We start from the raw sequence: 26,300 nt of genomic DNA on the forward strand, positions 1-26,300 counted from the left end.
GTTCAACGTCGTAGGCTTAACGTCCCAACAATTCCTTCTCCAAATTTACATAAGCGTCTTGATGTTTTTGCTCTGACATCTTCTGAAGATTGAGCAGCTTCCAGCGAACCGCGGGCAAATTCTCAACATCTTGCAAGCCGAGAAGCGGCCAATCCGGCTCGCGCGACTTGAAGGACAGCAGGAAAGCTTTCTCCTGTTTGGTCAAGGAAGCGCGAAGAGTTTTGATGAACTTCTCGCGCGTTTCCTCCAGGTCGGCCACCGTGACCGGTATCGTGGTCATTCTAGCGAATTCGCCCTCGAAGATATTGCGTATGTCTTTCCGCGTCGGGGCGATCAATTCGGCGATAGGCCTGTGATGACTGATAAGGTAGACGAGGAAGGTCTTGCGTAAGTCGTCGTCGATGCCCTCGTTTTCCATGAGCAGTTTAACATCGAACAAATCCCGCGGATGCTGGCGATCCAACGCCGCGCAAAGCTTACCAGCGTACAAATCAGGCAAGGAGAGAACCAGCATCTCGCCATAGCCGAATTCCTCTTCCACAATCGGCCTGACGTCCATGGCGATAGGAGGAAACACACTTCCGCGCAACACTGGCGACAGTTCGATTTTGATGCGGGCATCCCCTTGCGTGACGAAGAGCCGCAATGCATCGGATGCTTCATGCGTGGTTAGCACCTCGCTATCCGGCAATTCCTTTTTAATATTGGCGGCTATCCGGGATAAGGCGCTGCGCGCATTCCGAAGCGCCGTCTCGCGGTCATCAAGCGGGAGATAAACGAGGTCGATATCGACCGAAAGCCGAGGAAGATCGCGAACAAACAAATTGATCGCCGTTCCGCCCTTCAAGGCAAAGCAGCTTTCTTGCCCAATTATGGGAAAGAGCCGCACGAGCAGCCGCACCTGCCGGTAATAGAGGCTGTTCCTATCCATGTGTATTCCCGGCCATTTCCTTCGGCACTGTTATCAGATATTTGGGATCAAGCTTGCCGCCTTTTACAAGCTCGCGTTTGCCCGATCCTAGTGCGCCGCTTTCCATGCTGAATTTATCGAGATCGATTTTCTTTAGCCAGGGCAATTGATTTTTTTCGGCAAGCCAAAGAAACAGGCGTTTTACTTTAACATTTTCACAGCGCGAAAGCAGCCTGTTTAGCTTGATGGGTGACAGCATAGGCAGACCTTGCATTAGCTGATTGGCATGTTCGAGAGAAGTGTTTTCCGGGACATCCATAAGCACTTCAAACATTGCGCGTTCCGGCCCTGATATCGTGAGAGGCCATTCATCCAAGCGCCATGCCCAGGGTATTGTATCTTCATAGGACTGGCCGTGCTTTGTGGAATAAACATGATTCTTGAGACCGGTCGAACGCAAGGCTTTCAATGGAAGATTCTTGTGGTGGATATAGGTTGTTTGCAACGGAAACTTGTTTATCCATTCCGGCATCTTTTCTTGGCTATAAAGGTGCACAGTTTTATGCGCCAAAGGAGATAGATAATGCGCGTGGCCTTGAAGAGTTAGAGCCGTCAACCCTCCCGGCATCACAACTTCATGCATTCTTTGTAACGAACAAACAACGCCTTCCCATGTAAGTCGCGTCGTCTCCGGCAGCTTGAATACTCCACGGACTTCAGAGGTAACAGAAACCAATTGCTCGCTCTTGATCCAATTATCAAGCGTATGGCGTTCAACGCCCCCTTTATCCATCAACCAAGAGCGCGTGACGACCAGCCCATAAGGGACAAGCTCGTGAAGGTGTTTTTGTGCCTTTTTCATGCGCACCACCAAGTTTATAAAATGCTATATTTGCGGCGAAAATCGCCGCAAAATGCAGTATCAATAAACTAACACACGGGAATTGGTTTATCAATATCTAAATTTGCGGCGAAAATCGCCGCAAATCACACGTTTATTAAACCAAATAAAGCTTGACCAATTGGGGAATTTTTTCAGATGCTGCTATTCAGGGTAGCATTCCACATAAGGGGAGCAATATGAGCAAAGAAACCTCTCTTGCTAACGAGGCATATAAAAAGTTTGCGCACGATACACTCCAACAATTGGAGAAAATTGCATTAGCGGCTCATAAAAAGCTTGCCGATTTTCAACCGCCCGGGCCAACCTCGATGGCGACCATCAATACCCTAACTTCTCCTTCCGCTGTAAGAAATTTAGACCAAATCGGCCAAGCAAGTCGGCAAAGTTACCAAGAATTATCAATAGAACCGGCTATAGCTAGGGTTGAAGTCATAGATGAAAATAAAAAAAGGCGGCTCTACTATATATGCCGAGGTGCCCCCATTCCCATAAATGGGATAGTTCTAGCCAGCTACAATTCATTCATCGGTCGTCTCGCCGCCCTCCCCGTTGGCAGCGAACTTACAATCAAAGACGATGTAACAGTAGAAATCGTAGAACAAGCTAAGCTGAAACCAAAGTATTCTAACGCGTGGGATGCATATGCTGAAATTAATGCCAAGACACGCCGTCGTGCAATAACCATTGCATCCCTCCAAGCCCTCTTACATGGATTGCAAGAGCAAGAAAAAATCGAGGACATCTTAGGACAGATACAAGCCGAAGCAAAAAGCGAAGCAATTCTTATTGAAGGTATTCGCCGCAGTATTATTTCGAAAATGGGCCTTAGAGATCAACCCATATTAGACCAATATCAAGACAAAATTTTCCGCATGCCCTTAAACAAGCAGCTGTTCTTAATGGGCCCTCCGGGAACTGGGAAAACCACGACTTTAATTCGTCGTCTAGGCCAGAAATCAGATACCTCATATCTCGAAGAGGATGAAAGAAATATAGTCAAAGCAAGCAGCCTTCTACAAACAGAGGTTCATAATAATAGCTGGCTAATGTTCACGCCAACCGAATTATTAAGGCAGTACCTAAAAGAAGCTTTTGCTCGTGAAAACATAGCAGCTTCAGATCGGCGCGTTAGAACATGGCAGGATTATCAGCGAGATTTAGCTAGAAGGGTTTTCAATATTTTAAAGAGCGCATCCGGAAACGGAAATTTTGTTATGAAAGATATCGACGAATCGATATCAACTGCAGCTATTCACAATTCGATTTCTTGGTATGAAGATTTCGATAACTGGCAACAAGCAGTCTTTTTCAAAGAACTTCGAACATCAGCAATGTTTCTCAAAGAAGGGAAAATCGCTCAAATAAACAAATTGGGACATAATATACATACCATTCTTGAGCGTGTCGGCGTCGACAACTTAGCCTCCGTTCTCCAGGCACTTGCCAAAGCAGCTGCCAATGCCTTGAATATTAATAGCACCTTGAAGAAACCAATAGACACAAAAATCGATCAAATAATCCAACTTCAACTTAACACCGATAAAGAATTTTTGAACGCTCTAACACAATATCTCAGAGATATAAAAGAACAAGTCGACGAAGAAGACGATCTGGAAGCATTAGAAGCGGATGAGGAGATCGAATTTTGGTCAGGCTCTATAATAGATAAAGATAAGGCTGTGCGCGCTTATAGACAGGCAATACGTACCCATGCATATGCAAAGTCCCTTGGAAAAACATTAAACAAAAAATCCCGCAATGGAAAAATTATAGAATGGCTGGACCAACGCTTACCTACAGAGCAGGACCAAATAGAGATCGGCGAGAGCCTTGTTCTTCAAAGCCATATAAGAGCATTCACAAGCCCTATTAAACTTTACATGAATAGCATGCCCAAGCGTTACCGCGCATTCAGGCGAACGCGCTTAGAGGAGAATAGTTGGTATGTTAATAAAAACCCTTCCTCGTCAAGAGAAATTCACTCGCTTGAAATTGATATAATACTGCTGTCTCTTTTGCGAACATCACATGCGCTTTTATATGCAACTAACGTCGTTCAGGATATTGGGTCTCCCATCTGGTCATGCCTGAAACCAGTCTTGGACTTATACAAGAATCAGATCATGGTTGATGAAGCTACCGACTTCTCCCCCATACAATTGGCCTGCATGACAGCGATGACCAATCCACAAATCCGTTCCTTTTTTGCGTGCGGAGATTTCAATCAACGCTTAACCATATGGGGCACACAATCTCCTGATGATTTAGAATGGGCGCTCCCTAATGTTGAAATTCAGGAAGTTACTATTTCATATCGACAAAGTGCCCAATTAAATGATTTAGCAAGGGCGATCATCCACGCTACCGACGGGCCTCAAAATAAGGTTACACTTGCTGAAGATGTTGATAACAACGGGGTAGAGCCTGCATTGATAGAATATACAAACGATAATGTAGCATTAGCAAAATGGCTGGCGCAGCGCATCCACGAAATTGAAGGCAGTGTTGGCCAAATGCCCTCGACAGCCATCTTTGTAAACTCCGAAGATGAGATTGAATTATTAGTCCAGCCACTGCTTATAGCTTTAGCTGAATATAACATCCAGGTTTTTGGGTGCAAAGATGGAAGAGTCGTAGGACAGGATAGCGACATCCGCGTATTTAATATTCAACATATTAAAGGACTGGAGTTTGAAGCAGCATTTTATATTGCGATTGATCGCCTTGCTGTTATGCAGCCAGAACTTTTCAGCAAATATTTATATGTCGGGGCAACAAGAGCCGCCACATATTTAGGCCTTACATGTGAAGGAGCTTTGCCAGAAAGCTTAGAAAAACTACGAAATAAATTCGTTCCTAATTGGGAAAGGTATAACAAATAGCTTCAGCTCAGTCATGCTAATCTAAGCAAGCAATACCATACATAATACATATAAAGGTCACCCCGCCGCATGAAGACTAACCTTAGAGGATTAGTAGGTCGACTCGAATTAAGTGCTTCCCGCGGGATGTTGCCTTTATTCGAGGCGATATCCAACGCCATTGATGCTATTGGAGAGCGGGGAATTAAGACCTCGGAAGGCAGCATTCGCATTCGCTTAATCGAAGCGCAGGACTTAGTCCGTCAATCCGGGGACACAGCCCTCGTGGTTGATGGATTTGAAATATCTGATAATGGGATTGGGTTTGATGATCGCCGTTTGGCCTCCTTTGAAGAGGCATACACTCTTGCCAAAGTGACCGCGGGCGGAAAAGGAGTTGGAAGATTCACATTTCTAAAGATATTCTCGTCTGTTCAGGTTCGCAGCGTGTTTGAACGCGAAGAAAAAAGATACGCTAGAAGTTTTAATTTCTCTGTTGATAACGAAGTTGACGGTGCAGAAAACCTTGCTCCTACCAACAATCCGGTTGGAACCAACATTACTATGAGGACGATTGATCAGAAATATCGATCAGCCTGGCCCAGAGATATAGAAACTATTGCTGAAAGAATAATTACCCATTTCTTGATTCATTTTGCAGGACGCACTTGTCCATCTATTCACTTGGAAACTCAAGGAACACCACCCATCAATTTAATTGACTTCTTTCAAACCACTATGCATCCGCACATCCAAGAAAAGTCATTCGAGATAGATGGGCATATTTTCTCATTACAAGCATTCCGTCATCGAGATGGTCGTTCGCGCCATGACTATATTCTCTGTGCCAACGGACGCGAAGTGATTAAGGCTAAATTGAAGGATTTATTGCCCGAACTCCCTGATAAATTTGTGAATGAATCACAAGAAACATATACATTAATTGCGTTGATAACAGGTGAGTATCTAGACGATCACGCCAATCAGGAACGAACCCGCGTTGCCTTTATGGAAGATGATGACGAGTTGGCAATAGATACAGCGCTGCTGCCACGCCAGTCTCTCAATAAAGCTATTGCTTCCAACCTTCGCTCCGTCCTCGCGGTCGATCTTAAAACTACAAATGAAGAGAAAATAGCCCAAATTGAAAGATTGGTTGAAAAGGCCCCCGAATATAGAATGCTCATGCATGAAAAATATAGGCTTATTTTAGAAGAAAAGATTGCCCCTGGCCTTAGCGAAGATAAATTAGATGAAGTCTTGCTCCACATAAGGCGTGATATTGAAGATGGCGCGCGCAAAGAAGAAAAGAATATTGTTGCTCTTATCGAAAAGGGTTCGTTTGAGCAATATCAAGAACGTCTTAAAAAAATAATTGAAACGATGAACGACGTAGGCAAATCAAAACTTGCTGACTATGTTGCTCATCGCCGAATAATACTCGATCTGATCGAGGTCAGCTTAAAACGAGTACAACAAGATACCTCCTATCCGTTGGAGAAAGTCCTTCATAATATGATTTTTCCTATGGGCCAAACATCTAAAGACATTTTCCTTGATCAACAGAATTTGTGGGTTATTGATGAACGGTTGTGCTTTCATACGCTCATCACTTCAGATAAAAAGCTTAATAGCATAGCAGGTTTAGAATCTACTTCAGGCAAAGAGCCAGATATTCTCAGCTTTTTCTATGATACTCCCATCGGTGTTGCCGAACCGGGGGACTTGGCAGGTGGGGGCGTTGTCATAATCGAATTTAAACGCCCGGGCAGAGATGATTATAACAAAGACCCTGCAGACCAAATTATTCAGAGATTTGTCGAAATTAGCCAAGGCAATGTTACGTCCATAGATGGGCGTCCAATTAATAGCCAAGGCCTGAGGTATTTAGGATATCTTATTGCCGATCTTACACCTTCCCTTAGACGCCACGTCAAAATGCGCTATCATGAGACGGTAGATGGAGAAGGATATTTCTATACGTTGCCCAATGGCAATGGATACATAGAGATTATGTCCTATGACAAACTTATCCAAGACTCTAAACGACGCAACCGCATTCTTTTTGACAAGCTTGGACTTCATAAGAATTAGAGGCCGCCCAATGGGCGGCCTCTCCTGTCTTCATGCAATGGCTAAGATTGTAGCGGAACATCCGAAAGAATGGATGCCTTAATCGCGTAGCCCGGATCAGTCTTTTGGTTCGTACGAACCTTTCTGTTCAGCAGGCGACGTATTTTAGGGGTGCCGTCCTTGGTTTTCCCATTGCGCTCGGTTACCAAACTCTTACCGAGAGAATCCCATAGAAGGTTAGCCTCGTATTTCCCCATAAAGCCCCGGATGAATACCTTTTCTGGTATCCAGAAACATTTCTGACCCTGCTTCTCGAAACGGAAACCAGGACAATCATTTAATTCCTCATCACTCATGTCCTGCATATCATCCGGCAATTTAATAAACCGCTTCTTATTTTGACGTATATATTCCGCCACAGCGACCTCTGGCCGAACAGGTCTATGCTGTCTTACAAAGTTGAAGTGAAGCGTATAACAGGCCACAACAACCTTAAAGATTCTCTTCCTTGACCAAGGCAAGACACCATATTTTTTGGCAAGCATACCAGCGGCATAGACAAGCGCAAATCGGCGCTCCGGTCGGCCGCGTCCCCCTTGCCTATTCTTTTCGCACCATTTTATAAAATAGCTCACTCTCTTGCGGAGCCATTTTAGACGCTGCGATCTTTTCTGTTTGTCTTTACATTCTTCACAGAATCTCTCCATGAATACGTCAATAGCGGTGCCATAATAACGCCTCACTTTCTTATGGAGATAGCCATCGATATAGTGCTTATGCGAACTGTACCCATCCGGCAGGAAATCGAGAACACTCTCCCTTCCATTGTCCCCCTTATTGCCAATTGGGATTTCGAGGAAACGATCCATATGTTCGTCAGACCATATCCTCCCCGCCTCATTCAACAGATCAAAACCGGATTTGTTGCTGCTGCTTAACATCACCCCATTCCATTCGACTGGAGTGCCGCCATTTTTTCTATTTTTTCCACGACCACCTGTGTAGCAGAATATGGAGTCAACCATAGTCGTGGCCTTCTGTTGCGGCGAACCAGGAAGACAACTTATATCATCCATGCAGGCCAATATGTCATTATGCTGGCACGCGATATCCTCAATCGCGTTATCTGTTGTCCGCCACTTCTCAAGGAAGCCTCTATCATCCCCCGTAGAGCCCCATACGGAGCCAGCGATCAGTGACTTTGTTGTTTTTCCGCTCCCAGCTGCACCCGGCGTGTTAAAGCAAAAACCCCCTTCTCTCAATGGGCGCAAGAGGGGTGGCACAAAGGCGCACATAATATCAAAGGCAAGGTGAACATGTTCTCCGCACGGTTTGGCAATATGTTTCTGCCACTCCTCTAGCGTTCCCCTTACCGCCCATTTTCTTTCCAATTCGGAATCGGTTTCTCTGCTCACAACAATATGATCGTTAGTTGCCATAAAGGACGAGCGCTGCGTTATATAAACTTTATCCTTCTGCCATCCGAAGCCGCTGGCAACCGTGAAGTCACGTTCATCTGAGATGCCATGCTTAAATTCATACTTTTCAACCATAGATAATACTGCCTCTTCCGATGATCGACGCAACATCGGATATTGAAGCTCACGCGAAAATTGGTCTTTTAGAGGCTTTCCTCTTTCTTCAAATTTATCGCGCGCTACAATTGCTTCGCGACCCGCATACTCCATCTTGTAATACAACCTGTTAGAATCCGTTATGTCGCAACCCACCCCAGAAATGCACAGTTTCTCTTTGGCATTCATGCTAGCAATTGTTATCTTGGTCTGCATCTTGAACTCCTTATGCATATGTTGATTCACGAGTGGGGAAGAGGGGGGGGTGATGGGAACCGTTCCCTCCCCCCCCCTCCCCACCAAACCCACCGTTTCGTTGACTGCATTCACCCTCAGATTTTCCCTAAGTTTAAAACCGCAGTGTGTGATTGGGTTTTGTTGAGAGACTTCATATCTCCTGATATTTTGCTGAAAAGAGCAGCTTTTCCCTGAAAAAACCCGTGTCTCACCCTCAATTTCTTAGGAAGAATTCAAGTTTATGGGATGGATGTTAGTATGATTTGTAGACTAACTTATCCTTCCTTCTGGATAGATTCCTCGTGATCAATCGATCATCAAAGGACATGGAATCCAGGTACAGCAGGAGCTCACACAATTCCCCTACCCTTAATTTATTTTCTTGGTCTTCTTCTGTTGGAGATTTTTCCTTTCTAATAAAATCATTTTTGAAAATGTAAGTGAGAAGTTTCTTTCTTTTATAAACGCTTACGATTTTGCATTGAGATGAGCCCGTGCAGGTTTTTTTACCTTGATAATGCTTACGAAGCTTATCCATTTCGCGATCCTCTCCAACCACAATGATATGTATATGTGGCTGCCAGAGCGTTTTCTCACCCCGATCATCGATATTAAAATCCATCCCACCTACGACGACTACATTAGAGGGGATACTCTCCCTCAGAATCCGCTGAATGCTCCTTTTAAGTCGAGTATGGTCGAACTTCCGCAACGTATGATATGGGACGCCTTTTTTAGGAATAATAGTCACCCATTGCAGTTGGTGTTTCTTGTACGGCTTGAGCAAAATTCTCGCCCGTCCTGCCAGCCATAAGCGATAAGCGCGAGCGCAGACGCTGCAAGCCAGTGATGCGCAAGGTGCATGCTTGTGACTATTTACAGAAAAACCCCAATGACAATCCTCGATCCTGTCGGCGAGTTCTTCTCCGGCTGATCCACCATAATTTCTTAATTGCCGGATACGCTTTTTTCTGTCTTCACAAGCTTGTCCCGGAGTTTCAAACTCATATAAATATTCAGCCAATTTTTTGTTCTGCTCACTTCTGACATCAAATATATGAATGAAGTCATTCATCATTTTGAACCTCTCTTTGGATTTTGACAAAGGACGAGCGCCCGATTTTCGGGCATGGAAAGCCCTCATCAGAAAACAGTCCTGAATGTTGATGGCGAGTGCCGGCCGTGAATGCATAAGCACCCACGACCGACACCCCTTATGTTAAGATTAAGCTGCCGTTTTGTATGGCGGCAGAGCCTCTAGCCATTGCAAGAGATCGGAACGCAGAATAATCGTCCGGTCTCCCCATTTTCTGGCCTGCAGGCTTCCTGTATTCATAGCCGCATAAATACTGCCTCGGCTAAGAGAAGTCATTTTCGCTGTACCCTCAATTGTGAAGGCAACACTAGGTTGATTGTTAACGCGGTCACTCTGGGCAATTGTTTGTTGGCCTTGGTCTTCATGGAACATAGCTACGTCCTCGATAAAGGTTTTTATCAACAATAGGCCGGATAGCCTACTGCACTCCCAATTATTTCCACTTTGCGATTTGGGGGTCACAAAGGGATGGCAGAATCTTGCCATCAGAAAGATCACATGCCTTGCAATAGCGACAAGACTAGCCCTCGCACATCGAATGATGCTCGATCACCAGTCCGGTCGCACGAACAAGGTCGTGCTGTATATGGGGATTCCTTCGAAATGAGTCTTGCTAAAATACTGACCTAAGAATTGTACACTGCAAACTTTCTGACTATCGTTTCGTCATCCAGACTCCTTCCGTTATTAAGCCCCCGATGATACCAAAAATTGATGAAAAAGTCAAGAAAAACGCGCTCGCAACACGCGAAAAATCCTAGCATTTCCGCGGCTTTGTGGCCTTTTTGACACTGAAGAAAATACGCTTATGAACGGATATAGAAACGCATTATTCACTGCCGTTCACAGGCGTATTTTCAGAGTGAATTTCACCCTTGTTTTTGAGACACCAGGACGCCCAATCAGACATCATCTGACGCCGTTTTTCGAAGAAATCACTGCGAAGGTACGAGGTGAGAGTCTTGTCCTTGGAGATATGCGCCAGGGCCGCCTCTCCGATCTCGCTGGGATAGTTGGTTTGTTCGGCAGCCCAGTCACGGAACGTAGAGCGGAACCCATGAACGGTTATATCCGTTCGTTCCATGCGCTTTAACAAAGCAAGCATTGCCATGTTGGAGAGGGGTTTATTCCTCCTGCCACTTAAGAAGACCCAGTTGAGAGTTTTCCCAGCTGGGTTCCCCTCACGTAGCTTTCTTAAAATCGCTATAGCGGGGCCGGAAAGGGGAACACGATGCTCGCGTCCAGCTTTCATGCGGCTACCGGGGATAATCCATAGGCCCTTATCGAGATCAAATTCAGGCCATGTGGCCCCAATGACCTCCCCGGTTCTCGAAGCCGTATAAATCACCATTTCTAGGGCTCGGGCCGCCATTTCCTCCCTCGCGGCCAGGTCAGCCATAAATACGTGGACTTTGTCGTAATGTAGGGCATCGTGATGTTTAATCTTTTTAGTCTTGGACGGCTTCGATAGCAGGTTTTCCAGCCTTCCCTTCCAGACGGCCGGATTCTCTCCCCGCCGATATTCCATCGTATAAGCCCAGTTTAATACCGACTCGATCCTTCCCCTCAATCTGGAGGCGGTCTCGGTTTTTTCCTTCCATATAGGCTTGAGAATCGCCAGCACATGCTCGACGTTGACTTCATGTACCGGCATCTTGCCGATGACAGGATAGGCATAGCCTTCCAAGGTGCTTGTCCACTGGTAAGCATGTTTCTCGTTTTTCCAGCTCGCCTCGTGCGCCTTGATATAAGCGACCGCGCAATCCTTGAAGGTAATGGCGCGCGAAGCTTCAAGTTTAGCCTTTTCCTTTCGCTCCTTTCTCACGGCTAAAGGATCGATCCCGTCGCTGATCGACCTTCTATATTCAGCAGCCCGGTGTCGTGCTTCCGCCAATGAAACGACGTGGGTTGCCCCCAAACCCATCATGTGGGCCTTGCCATACATCATGAAACGAAATATCCATGACTTTGCACCAGTTCCACTCACTTGCAGATAAAGGTTCCCACCATCCGCATAGAACCCCTTGGTGTTCAAACTTCTAACTTGCATAGCGGTGAGTTTGCAGAACTCTCTTGCCATTCTCTTCCTCCCAACTTTTGAGGTGGATATATACCTACAAAATGACCTACAAGGTCATTTTTCGCGCGTATAAACAGTCTTGAATACCAAGACACGGGTGTTCATTATTCTCTTGATATTCAAGGAGAATCATACCATAATGGGACATAGGTGAATAGAGGTGAATGACGCAGAAAAATGGTTAGTTAGACATCCTCTCCGCCATTAGCATATCATTATATGTATGCAGCAGTCTGGCGGCCTCAGCTAGCGCTTCGTTCACTGCGCAACTTATATAAATGCAAAATGGTCGACATGAAATCATGTGCGATTAGCCGCGCAACCGGAACTCCATAAAAATCAACGTCTGTCGCAACTCGGTAATGAGAGATGATTTCAAGCTTGGTCAAATTTTCTGAAACAGGCACAAGATTAAATGTCGTGTCATACAAATCGAAGTATTGCCCGCCGATTTTAACGTGCTCATCCATAGATCCCTCGGGGAAAGAATCAGGGGTAAATTTGTAACGCCAGGTAATTGAGCGATCTTCGATCCGTTCGGTCACGAGGGCGGAAAAATTGACTCCGCGCTCCCATTTAGAATATCGAACTTCGCCTTGTGGCGTCATGACATTAAAACCTTCGAGCGGGCGCGGCACCCCGATCCAATGCGTGAAATTCAGAGGCAACTCCTCTCTACGAATATTCCGGGCGTTTAATATCTCTCCCCAGATTCTATGGGGACTGGCAGCCACTTCGATGAAAGCGCGGTCTTCCAGAAATTTAGACTGTTGCGGAATCGCCGGCTCGACAAGCGTCAACATTATAGGCAGCAGAAGAATGGAGTTAAGCGTCGCCTTGCCTTTGTTAGACCACCTCAAGACAAGTCCCATAATCAGGCCGCCTATGCTTGATATGATAAAAAACAAAGGCGATGCCAGGCCAATACAAATAGCCCCTTCCAGCATAGTCACAGCAGAGCCCACCAATGCTAGCAATATGGCAAGCCACGGCGCAAAAATCATCTTGTCAATCGAGGGATTGGTGTGCCGGAGGCCGTAAACCGTAATAGCCCCAATTGCAAAGGGCGTTCCGAGCATAAAAGCGATAGAAACAACCCTTAGACCATATGTAGCGTGTTCAAAAAGCAATCGCATTGCGAGCGCATAGGCAACGCCAAAAACAATCCATAAAAGCGGGGATGCATTTTTCAAGTAGCAAATTTCCGGATAAATTTTAACTGGCGCTCAACCTGCATCTTAAGGGAAGGGCCGCGAGCCTGTCCACCCAATCGTTCGGCAGATTAATAATTGCCCTCGACAGATAGTGGCAAGTAGCAGACACTTATCTAATCTTTTGTGGAGCTTCGCTCACAAACCCTCTCCGTCATTTAATTTACTTGGCAAAGCCTATAGCAAATCGAATGTCGCCTCGAAGCTTCCGAAAAGAGCGGAGATAGACGACCCCTTTCATTCATTCCCACACCCATGCGCAAACTTATCTCCCTGTTCCGCCGCGAAAAGCCGCACAAGACCGTCATGGGAAAGATCGTCATGACGCTGGCGGCGCATGGCATCGATACCGTGCTCGATATCGGCGGCAATGTCGGGCAGACGGGCAAGGCGCTGCGCGAATACGGCTATCGCGGCAGGATCATCTCGTTCGAGCCGCTGCCGGAGGCCCATGCGCTGCTGCGGCGCGCGGCGCGCGGCGATCCGGGCTGGACGGTGGCGCCGCGCATGGCGATAGGCGCCGCGCCCGGCATCGCCACGCTGCGCCAGTCCGCCAGCACCGATATGAGCAGCATCCTGCCCGCGCATGACGCGCTGATGGCCGCGATTCCCGGCACGGCCATGGAGGCGAAGATCGAAGCGCCGATGCGGACGCTCGCCGACGTCATCGTCGAACATTGCGCGCCCGAGGCCAATATTTTCGTCAAGATCGACACGCAGGGCTATGAGCGCGACGTGCTGGAGGGGCTGGGACCAATGTGGGAGCGCGTCACCGGCCTGCAGATCGAGATGTCGCTGCTGCCGCTTTATAACGGCGAAACATTGTTCGACGGACTCATCGCGCTGCTCAAGGCGCGGGGCTTCGAGCCTCACTTATTGTTCGACACTTATTTCTCGCGCGAGCTCGTGCGGCAATTGCAGATCGACGGCGTTTTTTATCGCGCCGACAAAATCAAGGTGAATGGGAATTAACCATAGCTCCAGGATTTTTTACTCAAAAGCCACCGGATACTTACAAAATCTTTAGAATTAAACGCCAATAATGGATCATATTATTCGACGGAGGATTTGCAAATGCGCAATTTGGCGAAGAGATTCTGGCGGCAAGAAAGTGGCGCGACGGCGATCGAATACGGCCTGATTTGCGCGTTGCTGGTGACGGCCATGGCGGCGGTCTTCCCCCTGGTTGCCGGCGAGACGACGTCGATGTTCAACAAAGTCGGCGCCGCCATGCAAACCGCGACGAAATAACGATAGCGGATTTTATTCCGGCGAAATCGTCTGATTTTTATACCATGCCACCGTTTCGGCCAGCCCTTGCTGAAGGGAGCATGGCGGATTCCAGCCCAATTCCCGTCCGATGAGGCCGCTGTCCACGGCCAACGAGCCGGTCAGCCGGTCGATTTCCTTGCGCTTGCCGAGCATCGCGCCCACGGCCTTCAAAAGCTCCACCGGAACCGGCAGCAGCCTTGCCGGACGGCGCATCGCCGCCGCCAGAGCATCGATCAGCTCGGGCGTGGAAACATCCTGACGGTCCGAAACCAGAAATGTTTTTTGCGCCGCCGCCGGATGCGTAAGGCCGGCCGCGATCGCGTCGCTTAAATTTCCGGTATAAATCAGGCTGCGGCGATTATTCAAAGCGCCGAACGGAAACGGCAAACCGCAATCCACCGCGCGCAGCAAGCGGTAAAAATTAGCGCTTACGCCCGGCCCGTAAACCAAAGGCGAACGCAGGATCACCACTTCCAATCCCGTGCTGGACGCGATTTCGCGCAAGCCCTGCTCGGCCTCCCATTTGGAAATAGCGTATGAGTCTTGCGGCGCGGGCCGGTCGGATTCGGCATAGGGAATTTCCCGGCCCTCCCCCTGCACTTTCACCGTGCTGACGAAGACGAATCGCCGCACGCCCGCTTCGGCGGCCTGCCGCGCCAGATTGATCGTACCGGCGGTGTTGACGCTTCGGTATCGTTCCAGGGAATCCGGCTCGACATCGCACATCACATGGGCGCGGGCGGCCAAATGGACGACGGCCGAGCATCCGCTCAAGGCGGCGCGCCAATCCGTACCGCCGCCGATATCCCCTATCGCAACGCTATCATCGCCATGCACCCGATTCAAAACGCGATAGGCTTTGCGCACGTTCCATGCTTCACGCAGCCTCGGGCAAAGCGCCCGCCCCACGAAGCCGTTAGCGCCGCTGACCAGGACAAGGGGGAAGGCCTGTGTCATGCGTTCTCTCACGAACCTTCCGCAAGCAGTTGTTTATAGAGATCGGCATAGCTCGCCGCCATGCGCTCGGCGGTGAATAATTGCGCATAACGCTCTTCGGCGCGGCGGCCCATGACGGCGGCGGTTTCGGGATTCTCCCAAAGATAACGCATCGCATTCCTGAACGCGGCGGGATCGCTGGGCGGCACGACCAGCCCGGTTTCGCCATTAATATTGATATAGCTTGTTCCGGTGCCGATTTCGCTGGAGATCATGGGTTTGCCGTACATCGCGCCTTCCAGCAAAGAAATGCCGAACGCCTCCGAACGCAAATGGGACGGAAAGACGACGGCGTAACACAGCGTCAGCAGCGCGACCTTATCCTCGTCGGGCAGCGCGCCCAGAAAACGCACATTCTTCAGGCCCAGGCGCGCGGCATGCTCTTTCAATTCCGCCTCGACCGGACCGGAGCCGACGATCACGACGGGATAATCCGTATTCTGAATAGCATCCAAAAGGATATGCAGTCCTTTATAGTAGCGGATCAATCCCACGAACAGGAAAAACCGCTCTCCCAATTCGGCGCGCCATTTCGCCAGCAAATCAGGGGACGGCGTCACATAGGAAGATTTATCGAGCCCGATAGGAATCACCGCCGTCTTGTCGCGATACCGCTCGAGCACATGGCTGGTGGCGAAATAATTAGGCGACGTCGCCACGATACGATCCACGCTGGTCAGGAAACGGTGCTTGAGAGGGCGATAAAATTTGAGCAGCGTTTGCTGGCGGACGATATCCGAGTGATAGGTGACCACCGCCGGTTTTTTAAGGCGGGTGGCGAAATGCACGATATCCATGAACGGCCAGGGATAGTGATAATGCACGATGTCGGCCTGCTTCGCCAATTGCGCGAAACGCAGAAAGACCGACGCGGAAAACGCCGTGGAGGCGATCTGAAAATTCATCCGCGCCCGATGCGCCTCGTGACCGTCGAGATGGATGGTACGATCCACGACATCGCGGCTCAGGGATAAAACCGAGCTTTGCACGCCAAGGCGGGCGGTGCCGCGGCATAATTGATAGATGACCTGCTCGACGCCGCCGACCGTGTCCGGAAAATAGGTCTTATAGAAGTGCAAAACGCGCATTGGCCATCCAGGATTCGCTGTTCGGTGCCGAACGCGGAACCCTACGATTAAGCGGTGAGCGATTCAAGATGGGGTATTGCATGGAAAGCGGCGGGAATCAGCTCAATTTGGCTTCCAGCGCCTTGAACCATACAGAATAGACCTGAGCCAGCCACCATTTCAGCGGCACGGAGCCATAATGCCTGCGAACGATGTCCATCGCCTCCCGGTAATGCTGGCGGCGGTTGTTGCGCGTTTTCGTATCCCGGTGCATACGGTTGACCGCCGTGAAACGATCCACGAATTCCAGCGCGCCGGAATGCCGGTATAGCTTCCACCACAGGTCATAATCCATCGCCATGCGCAGCTTCTCGTCGAGGCCGCCCACGGCCTCCCACGCCGATCTTCGCATCAGCGTCGCGGGCTGGGAAATGATGCAGCGCAGGGCCAGGCGGCGATTGTCGAACGGCTCCACCCATACGGGCGTCTTTTTGCCGGTGCGATCGTCCAAATTCCAGGCGCGGCCATAAACGGCGGAGAGGGAAGGCTTTGCTTCCAGCACTTCCAGAAGCGCCTTCAGGCTGCCGGGAAGCAGCATGTCGTCGCTGTTCAGCCAGCATACATACGGAGCCTTGCCCTTGGCGATGCATTCGTTGATCGCCGCCGATTGGCCGGAGTCCGGATGGCTGCGCCACCCGGCCAGCCGCGGCGCGAAAGATTCGATGATCGCGGCCGATTGATCCGAAGAGCCGCCGTCGGCGACGAAAACCTCCACGGGAACGTCTTGGGCGAAAGCCGAATTCAGGGCGTCGGCGAGAAAGCGCCCTTGATTGAAGGACGGCACCGCAATCGTGACCATAGGGATTTCGGACGGCATCATCCCGCGGATCGGCGCGGCGGCGCTGCCGCATAGCGCGACAGGAAATCTTCATAAGCCTTCGCCAGACCGTCCTGCAACGAGGTGGAGGCGCGCCAGCCCAGCCCCTGCAGCAGGCTGACATCCATAAGCTTGCGCGGCGTGCCGTCGGGTTTGGAGGCGTCGAAAACAATCTCACCCTCGAACCCGACCGTCCGGCTGATTTCCCGCGCCAATTCCGCGATGGTTCTGTCTTCGCCGACGCCTATATTGACCAGCGGCGGCTCGAATTTTTCGCTTGCCGCTTCGTCACCGCCCAACAGGCCATCGAATGTCTCATCCGGCAGATTCATCACAAAGACGCAAGCATCCGCCCCGTCTTCGTTGAACAAAAACTCGCGCCGGGGCGTGCCGGTTCCCCAGACAACGACTTCCCCGTCGCCGCGCTCCCTGGCTTCGTGGAACTTGCGGATCAAGGCCGGAATGACGTGGCTGTTGTTCAGATCGTAATGATCACCCGGACCGTATAAATTGGTCGGCATCACGGCGAGATAGCGCGTCCCATATTGACGGTTATAGCTCCAGCACATCTCGATGCCCGCGATCTTCGCCAGGGCATAAGGGCGATTGGTCGGCTCCAAAGGTCCCGTCAGCAGGCAGTTTTCCTTGAGCGGCTGCGGCGCAAGCCTGGGATATACGCAACTGGACCCCAGGAACAGCAGGCGCGCCACGCCGTTCTGGTATGCGGCGCGAATGACATTGTCCTGGATCGCCAGATTGTCGCGAATGAATTCCGCGGGATACGCGCTGTTGGCGGCGATGCCCCCGACTTTGGCCGCGGCCAGAAAAACATAATCCGGCTTTTCCCGCGCGAAGAACGCATTGGTCGCGGCCTGGTTCGTCAGATCGAGCTCGGCATGAGAGCGGGTGCAAATATTGGCGTATCCCTTCGCGCGCAGATTGCGCACGAGGGCGGAGCCGACAAGACCCCGGTGTCCGGCAACGTAAATTTTGGCGTCTTTATCCATGGCCGGCTGTTTATCCGCGCCCGCCCCGACAATCAAAGATTTCTTCATTATATCTTCCCTATGGAAATTCGAGGCCCTTCCCGCCGATTCGGCGTCCGCAGCCTCATCTTTCAGCCTCGATATTTGCGCCGCAACCATTTTTTCGACCATGTCCTCGAAACCGACGGCGGGTTCCCAGCCTAACTCCCGCCGCGCTTTCGAAGCATCGGCGACCGTTTGCCCGGACTCGACGGGCCGCATCAGCGCCGGATCGCTCACGACGTTTTCCCGCCAGTCCATGTTCACGCAGCGATAAGCCGCCTCGCATAAATCCTGCAAAGTATGCAGCCGTCCGGTTCCGATCACGAATTCATCGGGGCGCTCCTGCTGGAGCATCAGCCACATCGCGCGCACGAAATCGCCCGCATAGCCCCAATCCCTCGCGACATCCAGATTGCCCAGCGCCAGCTTGCCGCCTTCGACGACGGGCCTTCCGGCTTCGTTTACATCCGATGAATCGGAGATTCCCAGCGCGGCGCACGCGGCGCCATAAGCAATTTTTTGCGTGACGAAATGCAGCGGCCTGCGCTCGCTTTCATGATTGAACAGAATGCCGCTGGCGATATACAGGCCATGGCTTTCGCGGTAAATGCGGGCCATTTGATGGGCGTACACCTTGGCCGCCGCGTAAGGATTCACCGGATTGAACGGCGTTTGCTCATTCTGGGGCGCGCCGGAAACGCGTCCGAACATATCGGACGACGAGGCATGATAGACGCGGCTGGACGGACAGTGCCGCCGAACCGCCTCGAAAAGACGCATCGCCCCCAAAGAATTGACCAGAAACGTCTCCGGCGCCCGCGCCCATGACTCCCCGGGGCGGGACTGAGAAGCGAGATTATAGATTTCGTCAGGCTTGGCTTCGGCGACGGCGGCGGCGATATCCGCCTCTTCGGCCATGTCGCCGAACAGGACTTCGATCTTCCCGGCCAAATGGCTGGCGTTATGTGGGCGATGCCAGCTTTCCGACCGCGCCATCCCAACAACCCGGTAACCCTTTTCGAGCAGCATCTCCGCGAGAAACGAGCCGTCCTGCCCGGTGATGCCGGTAATCAGTGCCGTCTTCATGCCGCCATCTCCGCCATCCGCCTTTTGGGAGTCCTTAAAGCCTCCTCGTAAAGCTCCAGCAAACCCATCGCGCTGCGTTTCCACTCGAACCGCCCGGCCTGAACCAGCGCCGCGGCGCCAAGCCGGTTTCTCTCCTCGCGCTGCGCCGCAAGCCACAGCATCGTCTGCGCCCATGACTCCCCATCGCCCGGATCGAGCAGGATGGCGGCATTTCCCGCCACTTCCGGGATCGAACTGGATTGCGAGGCCACCGTCGGCGCGCCGAATTGCATTCCTTCAAGAACCGGCAAGCCGAACCCCTCGAACAGCGAAGGATAGAGATTGGCATAGCAATGCCGGTAGAGCCAGACCAATTCATCGTCCGACACATAGCCCGTCATCACAATATGGCCGGCAATCCCCAGGCGATCCAGATGACCCTGGAAATCCTCCATCATCCAGCCCTTGCCGCCCGCCAGCACCAGCGGCATGGGCGCGCCCCCGAGGGCCAGATAACGGGCGTAAGCCTCGGCGAGACGGCGCTGGTTCTTCCTCGGCTCGATCGTGCCCACATTCAGCCAATAGCTTCCGGCGGGAATATTGTCCAAGCTCCTCGGCCGCTTCCCTTCCGAAGCCGGATCGGCAAATCGCGAACATGGATAGATAACGCGAATGCGATCTTCGGGGAAATGAGGGAATGTCTTCAGATAATGATCCCGCGAGGCGTTTGAGATGGCGACAATCCAGTCGGCGGCCACGGCCGCCCGGAAAACGCCGTTGAAACATCCGACGCGATTGGCCTCGGGCGTCCAGGTGGGATCGACGGCAAAACCCATATCATAAAAAGTGTAAACCAGACGGCTCGATCTCAGTTGAACCGGGCACCAGAAATTATTGGCGTGAATGATGTCCGGCATTCCCAGCGCGTTTTCGACTTCCATCCCGTTCCAAAACGCGCGGGCGGTATCGCGCGTGAGATGCCGCGGGCCGTAATGGGCATGACGGCCGGAATAGGGGTTCATGATGGGCATCAGCGCATCGAAATAAAAATCGCCAAAACTAGGGAAAAGCGAATAACGATGCTCCGGCGCAAGCTCCAGCATCGCCTGAATCATGGCGTGGGCGAAATAGCCGCAGCCGGCCCTGCCGGAACCGGTTTGTGAAATGTCGAAGCCGAGATGCATAATGTCGATTCTGTTATTCGGACTTAAAGGTATAACCCCTGCCGTAGAAAAACCCAAGATTGTTGTGCGGGCTTTCGTCCGGTGCTTATATCAGCGGTGCTTTGCTCGAGAGGATGGACCCATGCGCCCAACGATTTGGCAGGCCGCCGCGCTGCTTTACCTGATCCTGCCGCTGGCGATTTTTCTGCTGTTCTTCTCGAATTATTTGATGGCGGCGGCAGGACTCGCCTTCATCGGCTGGGCGCTCCGGCGATTGCTGTGCGACGGCGTTGAGCAACCTCTATTATCGCGGCCGGTAATAGGGTGCCTCTTTTTGCTCGCATTCATTATCGTTGGCGCATCCGGCATGTTGCCGCCCCTATGGCAAAGCAGTGATTACGAGAAGCATTACGTCATCCTGCATCTTCTGATCGACAATCCCTGGCCGGTCGTCATTGATTTCGGTCAAGGGCCGGAAATGCTCCGCTATTACCTCGGCTGGTATTTGGCGCCGGCCGGAATTTGCAAGCTGTTCGGACCGCGGGCAATTGATTATGTCATGACGACATGGTCCGCTTTAGGTTTGTGGCTGGTTTTTTTATTATTGGCAGAGGCGCTAAAAGCCAAGTCCGGCTTCAAGAAGCAATGGCTGGCCATACCCATCGCGCTTATGTTTATGTTTTTCAGCGGCGCCGATCAACTTGGCACCGCCTTGACTGGCAAGTCCATGGGACCGCCCAACCATTTTGAGTGGTGGGCCACATTTTATGTTTTTCCCTCGACCATGACCAGCTTGGTCTGGGCGCCGCAACATGGGCTCGCGACATGGATCGCCGCTGGATTGCTTCTTAATGCCGGTTCATTGGCCCGCATTATCCGTCATGCGGGACTGTTTTTCTTCGCGGTATTTTTCTGGTCACCATTTTGCGCCATCGGAGTCGTTCCCTTTATTCTCATCACCGCAGGAGCAAAAAGCTTTCGACGGCTATTCAGCATCAGCAATGTCTTGTCGGTCGCCACGCTCGCGCCGCCGCTCCTAGGTTATCTGCTCGCGGATGCGCAAGCAATCCCGCACGACTGGATATTTAATGTTCCCGACTGGACGATGCAAAATCTTATCGGTTTCTGGCTTTTGGAATTCGGCATCTTCGCTCTGCTGGTCATGGCCATCGGCACGGAACGGCGAGCGATGTTCGGCACTGCGGTTTTGGTGCTTCTCATTGCTCCGATTGCCCGCATCGGGTCTGCCAACGACTTCGCCATGCGCGTCCCGGCAGTGGCTATGGCTATCCTGGCGTTTGTTGTCATTGAAATCATAATGACCAGGCCATGGCGAACGACATTTCCCCTGATTTTGGTATTCATGCTTGGTCTCGGCACACCTTATGCCGAAATATCGCGCTGCTTCCGTTTTGCCACCAATCAATTCCGGGCCAACACGCCGGAACATCTCATGAAAATGGATGCGAGCAACGTGATACGCGCCCAGTATCTTGCCGCATATCCGAATAGATTTGTACGTTAAGCTTCGACCGCCGAAATAGCTTAGTTGACGTCCGCGACGCCACAGGCATTGTTGATCGGGTAGATCGAATAACCGCCAACTGAACTTTTATCTTTAAACATTCCGGCAAGCATTCCATCCGCTGCCGATCCAGCAGGCGCGACAAGGGTATCATAATGCCGATGGAGTTCCGACCACGCTTCAGAATCTTTCTGCATCAATCCGTCCCAGAAATGTTTCGCTCGAAGCCTGCCCGCAGGCGGCATATAGGCGTCGGCGCGGATTAGAGAAAAGTCGAAATCCATCTGACGGCCGGAAAGCGCCGCGAGAACCTGTGCCGGCGAGAAAATCGCGATTCGGGAACATCTTGGCAGCGCACGGACATGATTAATAAAAATCTTAACCCCAGGATCAATCGGCCGCCAAGCCGATTGAATATAATATTTCGTCGTCGGAAAATTGAGAAGGGCGATACCAAGAAAAAGCACGGCGGCAGCCAGCAAGCCGAGAGTTTTGTTCCGCCGGCAGTTCATCTTGCCACTGAGGACAAGCAGACCAATCCCAGCAAGTGGAACAAGAACAATGCGCATCCATAATCCAGATTTGACACCGGCGTCAGGATAGCCGCCAAACGACAATCCGATCATGCCGACAAAAGCCAGAATGGCCGCCCCGGCGAGAGTGCGCCGCCCCGGCGAATCAATGTCACGGCTGCCCGGACCGCGAAGCACTGGTGTCAGGCCAATAATCGCTAACGGCACCACCGTTCCTATTGCCGCTAGCACATAAAGCCATTGACTTGAAAGTTTGGGAATAGTCGCCATGACGCCGGTTCCCCCCGACCATTGCAATATTTCGATCAGAAAAGGAAAAACGAGAATACAGGGCAGAATTAAGGCCGCCATGACCAAGGAACATTCTTTAATAGCCTTCAGGGTGCCGCGGCCAAAAGATCTCCCATGCAGAAAAAAGATTAGCGCCATTCCAACCGCCAACGAAACGGCAAGATGGGGAAGGAGAATAAAGCTCGAAAGGGCACCCACCACAGTGATGATACCGGCCAGGAATATGCGTTTATAATCACCTGGCCCGAACCGGACGTTTGCCCACAAGAACATAGCTGCCAAACCGCAAAGCACGGCGAAAACATGCTGCGGGACAAAGATCAACGATTGAAGGGGTTCGTCTACCCAGACGGAGGTTGTAAGCAATTTCTCGGTATACAAAAAGAAGCCGATCGGCGGCGTGCCTTTCACCAATAACGGCGTTAGACCCCCGACCCACGTAGCGAGAAAAACACTCCCCAAATGCACAGATTTTGCTCGCGTCACATGGCGTGCAATATCGAGAATTGTCATAGGCAGCGCGACACCGATGGCGATGACCGCGAAAGGAAAGGTTTGAAAATTCGCCAACGGGCTGCCAATCAGCCTAGCAACAAGGGCCGGTGGAAAATAAAAAAGAAAATTGTAGGCGAATGCTTCGTTCGAGAGGAAGGGGCTTGGCGGCGGCCATCCGTTTGCTTTGTAAAGAGACATTTGCGCAAAAAGATGCTTCGGCAGATCGAAGATATCGGGGAATTGATATAGTAGATCCTCCGCTAGCGTCGCCATCGGAAGATAAACTAATGCAACGGCAACCACCCAAGAAACTATAACGGCCAAGATCAGCATCTCCATCGGTCGACTTACGAAGCCGTCAAGATGGACGCGCACGCGCGCTTTTATCCGTGCGATATTAAACGATTGCCGCGAAATCGCGCCTGCCGTGATCTTCAAACGGATTTCCCGTCGAGCTATTGCGGCAGCCCCTATGGCAAAAATCACGGCGCCAATCGCCAGATTGCCGGTATATTTCAAGGAAAGGAGTAGCATCAAACCGAAAATTCCATATCCAAGAACGAAACTGAATCCCATGAGCGAAAGATTCGTTATTCCGCAAGCTAGAAAAAGTGAGCGGCCAACCACCGCGCATCCAACCAACAATGTCATGGTGAAAATCAAGGCCATCGGAAACGAGGATTCTTGTTTAGGGCCGGCAGCATCTTCTCGAGCTACTATCCGCAACTGAAAAACCTCCAGGCTGGTCAATCGCAAATGTCCGCTGCCTTCTACCCAGCCACCCAAGCCAAACACCAAACGCTGCATTGAATCCTTGCCAAGCGCGGGGATAATTGCCTGAAATGACTGTGAAGATGAATATTTTCCGGGCGATAGAGTGACAACAAATTGTCTGCCGAATAGAGATAGATGCGCCGCGTGGTCGCCCGTTCCGGCAACTTCACCCTCGAAACTCGCCTTAACTAAGGTCGAGCCGTCCAACCGAAGTTCTTGGCTAACAAATCCGGCATCGACAGGACGCACGTTCTCAACCTCAGGCAATCCATTCCTAATTTTTAGCTTGGCTCCGGACGCTGCGTTCCATGTTGTCCACTGCATGCCTTTCAAATCGGCCACGGGAATTAATTCTATTCTCGATTTGGGCAAGGCAACAACATAGTAGGCATGATTGCACACCTCATTGATGGCAATCCAATAGCCCTGTCGTTCCAAAGCGACACTGAGATTTCTATCTAACGACTCTTTTTTCTGAATGATCGCGACGGCATCCCATCCGGGCTGCGCGGCGGTGACGAGCAACGCCGCGCCGTTGGCCACGGTTTGGATTCTATTCTGCGCGCGGCTGCCCAGAACGGGAACCAATGACGTGTTCAGCTCATTGAGCACCAGAGCATTGAGCGGCTTCTCCGCGTCAAGGCCCAGCGTATCCACCATCGATGTCTGATAGGCCCCCTTATTGAACAAGCTCAGCCTTTTCAAAGGCGTGTCCGCTTGCTTGATCTCCATCATCATCGGACCGGGAAGAGGCGTCGGAATAACTTCGCCGGGACGCGCTGTGATCGCAAGGTTGGCTATAACCGTTAGAACAGCCGCGATGGCAAAGACGCCGCCAACACCAGCCGTCTCCCTGCGAATGGCTAATGCCCCAATGCCGAGAAAAAGCGCCATGATTGCCGGCGCAAAGTAACGGAAAGCCCAAGGATAGGCGTCCGATAATGTCATCGACGCGGCAGTGGCCGCGAGGATTCCCAAGCCGGTCAAAACCAGCCATTGGGGCCTTATGGAAGAAGTCATGAGAGGATAGCGCAATGCCGGCGACATTCGGCACTGCCTGATAATAGCGGCCATCGACCATGCGGCGGCGATAGTTATTAACCATGCTGTCGCACCCATGCTGCCCGCAAGCGCCCACATTTGCCCTTTGCCCTGCAACTCTTGCCAGACTCCGAACGACATCTCTCCGGCAAGTTTGAAATTTGCGAGCATGTGCCCAAGACCGAACGTCGCCTGTTCGCCGTCAACCCGCTTCAGGGGATTTCCGTAGACAACCCAATTTGTCCAAAATCGGGATGAAAAAATCAGTAAGCCCGCAATCAAACCTAGCCCATTCCATCTCGGCGACCGCCAAAGGCCGCGGAAACCGATCCAGCCTATTGAACCGATGGCAAGAATCAGAATAGCGACGACGGGCAACGCTGCGGAAACTTTTGCTCCTACAGCCAAAGCCGCAGCTAGCATAAGCATTCCGAAAGCCAAGGGTGACCGATTGTTTCGTCTAATATAGACAAGCCAGCCGCAGGCCATGATAAATCCCGCGCAGGCGAGAAGATCGCCTTTGACGGTACTCGCCAGACCGAGCATGGCAGGCGTAGACCCCAATATCGCCGCGAGACAAAGCGCCCAGAACAGAGGAGCGCCAAGCAAAAACGCCGTCCAAGCGCTCGCGGCAAACAGCGTCAGCAGCACTTCCAGATTGCCGAAGGCAAATCCGAGATATGAGCCGGAAGCCAGCGCATAAGCTAGCGCATTAAATTCTCCATTCCATTCATTGACGAAGAGATTCAATTGCGGAGTCGGCATATGCACAAAGACGCTGCCGGCATTCAGCCAGATCACGAGGCGCGGCAGCCCGTAAGTTTGCGCATCCCATGTGTAATCATAGAGAAACATCGACCGCAGCCACATCGCCAGAAAAACGCAAGCTATGGCCATAAGCGGCAAATAAACGCGCCAAGTCGTTCGGATGGATTCAGCGCCAAATTGCAGTTTGCGCGTTCGCCAATGAATCAAGGCGGCACAGAGAACGATGCAAACCAGGAAATAAGGCCAGCGCATCAGATCGATGGCAGAAAGACCGAGAATGATCCCGGATTGCAGCACCTGGACCATCAGCCAGCCTGCGATCAAGCTGGATGTCCGGTCAAATGCCGATTTGGCTCGTGCGAACCTGCCCGTAGAATAAACCAAAAACAATTTCAGCGCCAAATAAGCGCTTGCCATTCCGGCTTCGACAAAAAATGACAATGGAGTGATGGAATCCAT

17 protein-coding genes and 1 pseudogene are annotated in these 26,300 nt (G+C 51.2%); 5 read left to right on the plus strand and 13 right to left on the minus strand.

The annotated features are described in order from the left end of the window. Positions 1-16 precede the first annotated feature (16 nt). Both WDO70_08960 and WDO70_08965 read right to left on the minus strand, forming a co-directional pair. Entirely contained in the window at positions 17-931 is a 915-nt protein-coding gene (locus WDO70_08960) for a nucleotidyl transferase AbiEii/AbiGii toxin family protein (GenBank protein ID MEJ0063313.1), read from the minus strand. Continuing rightward, positions 924-1,772: a type IV toxin-antitoxin system AbiEi family antitoxin domain-containing protein gene (locus WDO70_08965; protein ID MEJ0063314.1), complete on the minus strand. Its 849-nt coding sequence runs from the start codon at positions 1,770-1,772 to the stop codon at positions 924-926. The genes WDO70_08960 and WDO70_08965 overlap by 8 nt, the downstream gene beginning before the upstream one ends. A 218-nt stretch (positions 1,773-1,990) precedes the next feature. On the opposite strand from WDO70_08965, the gene WDO70_08970 reads away from it, so the two are divergent. Together WDO70_08970 and WDO70_08975 are read left to right on the plus strand one after the other, a co-directional pair. Continuing rightward, the gene (locus tag WDO70_08970) at positions 1,991-4,696 is read left to right on the plus strand and encodes an ATP-binding domain-containing protein (protein MEJ0063315.1); all 2,706 of its coding nucleotides are present in this window, start codon (positions 1,991-1,993) and stop codon (positions 4,694-4,696) included. Between the two features lie 69 nt (positions 4,697-4,765). Further along, positions 4,766-6,769 carry an ATP-binding protein gene (locus WDO70_08975; GenBank protein MEJ0063316.1) on the plus strand — a complete coding sequence of 668 codons (2,004 nt, stop codon included), beginning with the start codon at positions 4,766-4,768 and terminating at the stop codon, positions 6,767-6,769. A gap of 41 nt (positions 6,770-6,810) precedes the next feature. Here WDO70_08975 and WDO70_08980 read toward each other — a convergent pair whose 3' ends face one another. The 4 genes from WDO70_08980 to WDO70_08995 form a co-directional block, all read right to left on the minus strand. Continuing rightward, positions 6,811-8,538 carry a DUF927 domain-containing protein gene (locus WDO70_08980; protein MEJ0063317.1) on the minus strand — a complete coding sequence of 576 codons (1,728 nt, stop codon included), beginning with the start codon at positions 8,536-8,538 and terminating at the stop codon, positions 6,811-6,813. 274 nt (positions 8,539-8,812) lie between these two features. Next, entirely contained in the window at positions 8,813-9,637 is an 825-nt protein-coding gene (locus WDO70_08985; protein MEJ0063318.1) for a hypothetical protein, read from the minus strand. An 847-nt stretch (positions 9,638-10,484) separates the two neighbouring features. Then, complete coding sequence (locus WDO70_08990) at positions 10,485-11,735, minus strand: integrase arm-type DNA-binding domain-containing protein (protein MEJ0063319.1); 1,251 nt, start codon at positions 11,733-11,735, stop codon at positions 10,485-10,487. Between the two features lie 242 nt (positions 11,736-11,977). Further along, complete coding sequence (locus WDO70_08995) at positions 11,978-12,928, minus strand: hypothetical protein (GenBank protein MEJ0063320.1); 951 nt, start codon at positions 12,926-12,928, stop codon at positions 11,978-11,980. Between the two features lie 273 nt (positions 12,929-13,201). Between WDO70_08995 and WDO70_09000 the strand changes: the two genes are divergently transcribed. Beyond that, positions 13,202-13,918, plus strand: coding sequence for an FkbM family methyltransferase (locus tag WDO70_09000; GenBank protein ID MEJ0063321.1), 717 nt, complete (start codon positions 13,202-13,204; stop codon positions 13,916-13,918). A 102-nt stretch (positions 13,919-14,020) separates the two neighbouring features. Then, entirely contained in the window at positions 14,021-14,197 is a 177-nt protein-coding gene (locus tag WDO70_09005) for a Flp family type IVb pilin (protein ID MEJ0063322.1), read from the plus strand. A 12-nt stretch (positions 14,198-14,209) separates the two neighbouring features. On the opposite strand, the gene WDO70_09010 is transcribed toward WDO70_09005, so the two are convergent. From WDO70_09010 to WDO70_09035, 6 genes and pseudogenes are all read right to left on the minus strand, one after another. After that, entirely contained in the window at positions 14,210-15,175 is a 966-nt protein-coding gene (locus WDO70_09010) for an SDR family oxidoreductase (GenBank protein ID MEJ0063323.1), read from the minus strand. Positions 15,176-15,183: 8 nt separating this feature from the next. Further along, complete coding sequence (locus WDO70_09015; protein ID MEJ0063324.1) at positions 15,184-16,302, minus strand: glycosyltransferase family 4 protein; 1,119 nt, start codon at positions 16,300-16,302, stop codon at positions 15,184-15,186. A gap of 97 nt (positions 16,303-16,399) precedes the next feature. Then, positions 16,400-17,140, minus strand: a complete 741-nt coding sequence (locus WDO70_09020; GenBank protein ID MEJ0063325.1) for a glycosyltransferase family 2 protein — start codon at positions 17,138-17,140, stop codon at positions 16,400-16,402. Between the two features lie 17 nt (positions 17,141-17,157). Then, entirely contained in the window at positions 17,158-18,165 is a 1,008-nt protein-coding gene (locus WDO70_09025) for a GDP-L-fucose synthase (GenBank protein MEJ0063326.1), read from the minus strand. A 147-nt stretch (positions 18,166-18,312) separates the two neighbouring features. Then, a pseudogene (locus WDO70_09030) lies at positions 18,313-19,272 on the minus strand (GDP-mannose 4,6-dehydratase). After that, positions 19,269-20,435, minus strand: coding sequence for a glycosyltransferase family 1 protein (locus tag WDO70_09035; protein MEJ0063327.1), 1,167 nt, complete (start codon positions 20,433-20,435; stop codon positions 19,269-19,271). The pseudogene WDO70_09030 and the gene WDO70_09035 overlap by 4 nt, the downstream one beginning before the upstream one ends. Before the next feature lie 121 nt (positions 20,436-20,556). On the opposite strand from WDO70_09035, the gene WDO70_09040 reads away from it, so the two are divergent. After that, the gene (locus WDO70_09040) at positions 20,557-21,939 is read left to right on the plus strand and encodes a hypothetical protein (GenBank protein MEJ0063328.1); all 1,383 of its coding nucleotides are present in this window, start codon (positions 20,557-20,559) and stop codon (positions 21,937-21,939) included. A 20-nt stretch (positions 21,940-21,959) separates the two neighbouring features. On the opposite strand, the gene WDO70_09045 is transcribed toward WDO70_09040, so the two are convergent. After that, a complete protein-coding gene (locus WDO70_09045) occupies positions 21,960-26,300 on the minus strand; it encodes a hypothetical protein (GenBank protein ID MEJ0063329.1) in 4,341 nt (1,446 codons plus the stop codon).

This window comes from Alphaproteobacteria bacterium (genome assembly GCA_037200005.1).
In the GTDB taxonomy this organism is placed as follows: domain Bacteria; phylum Pseudomonadota; class Alphaproteobacteria; order UBA9219; family RFNS01; genus JBBCGY01.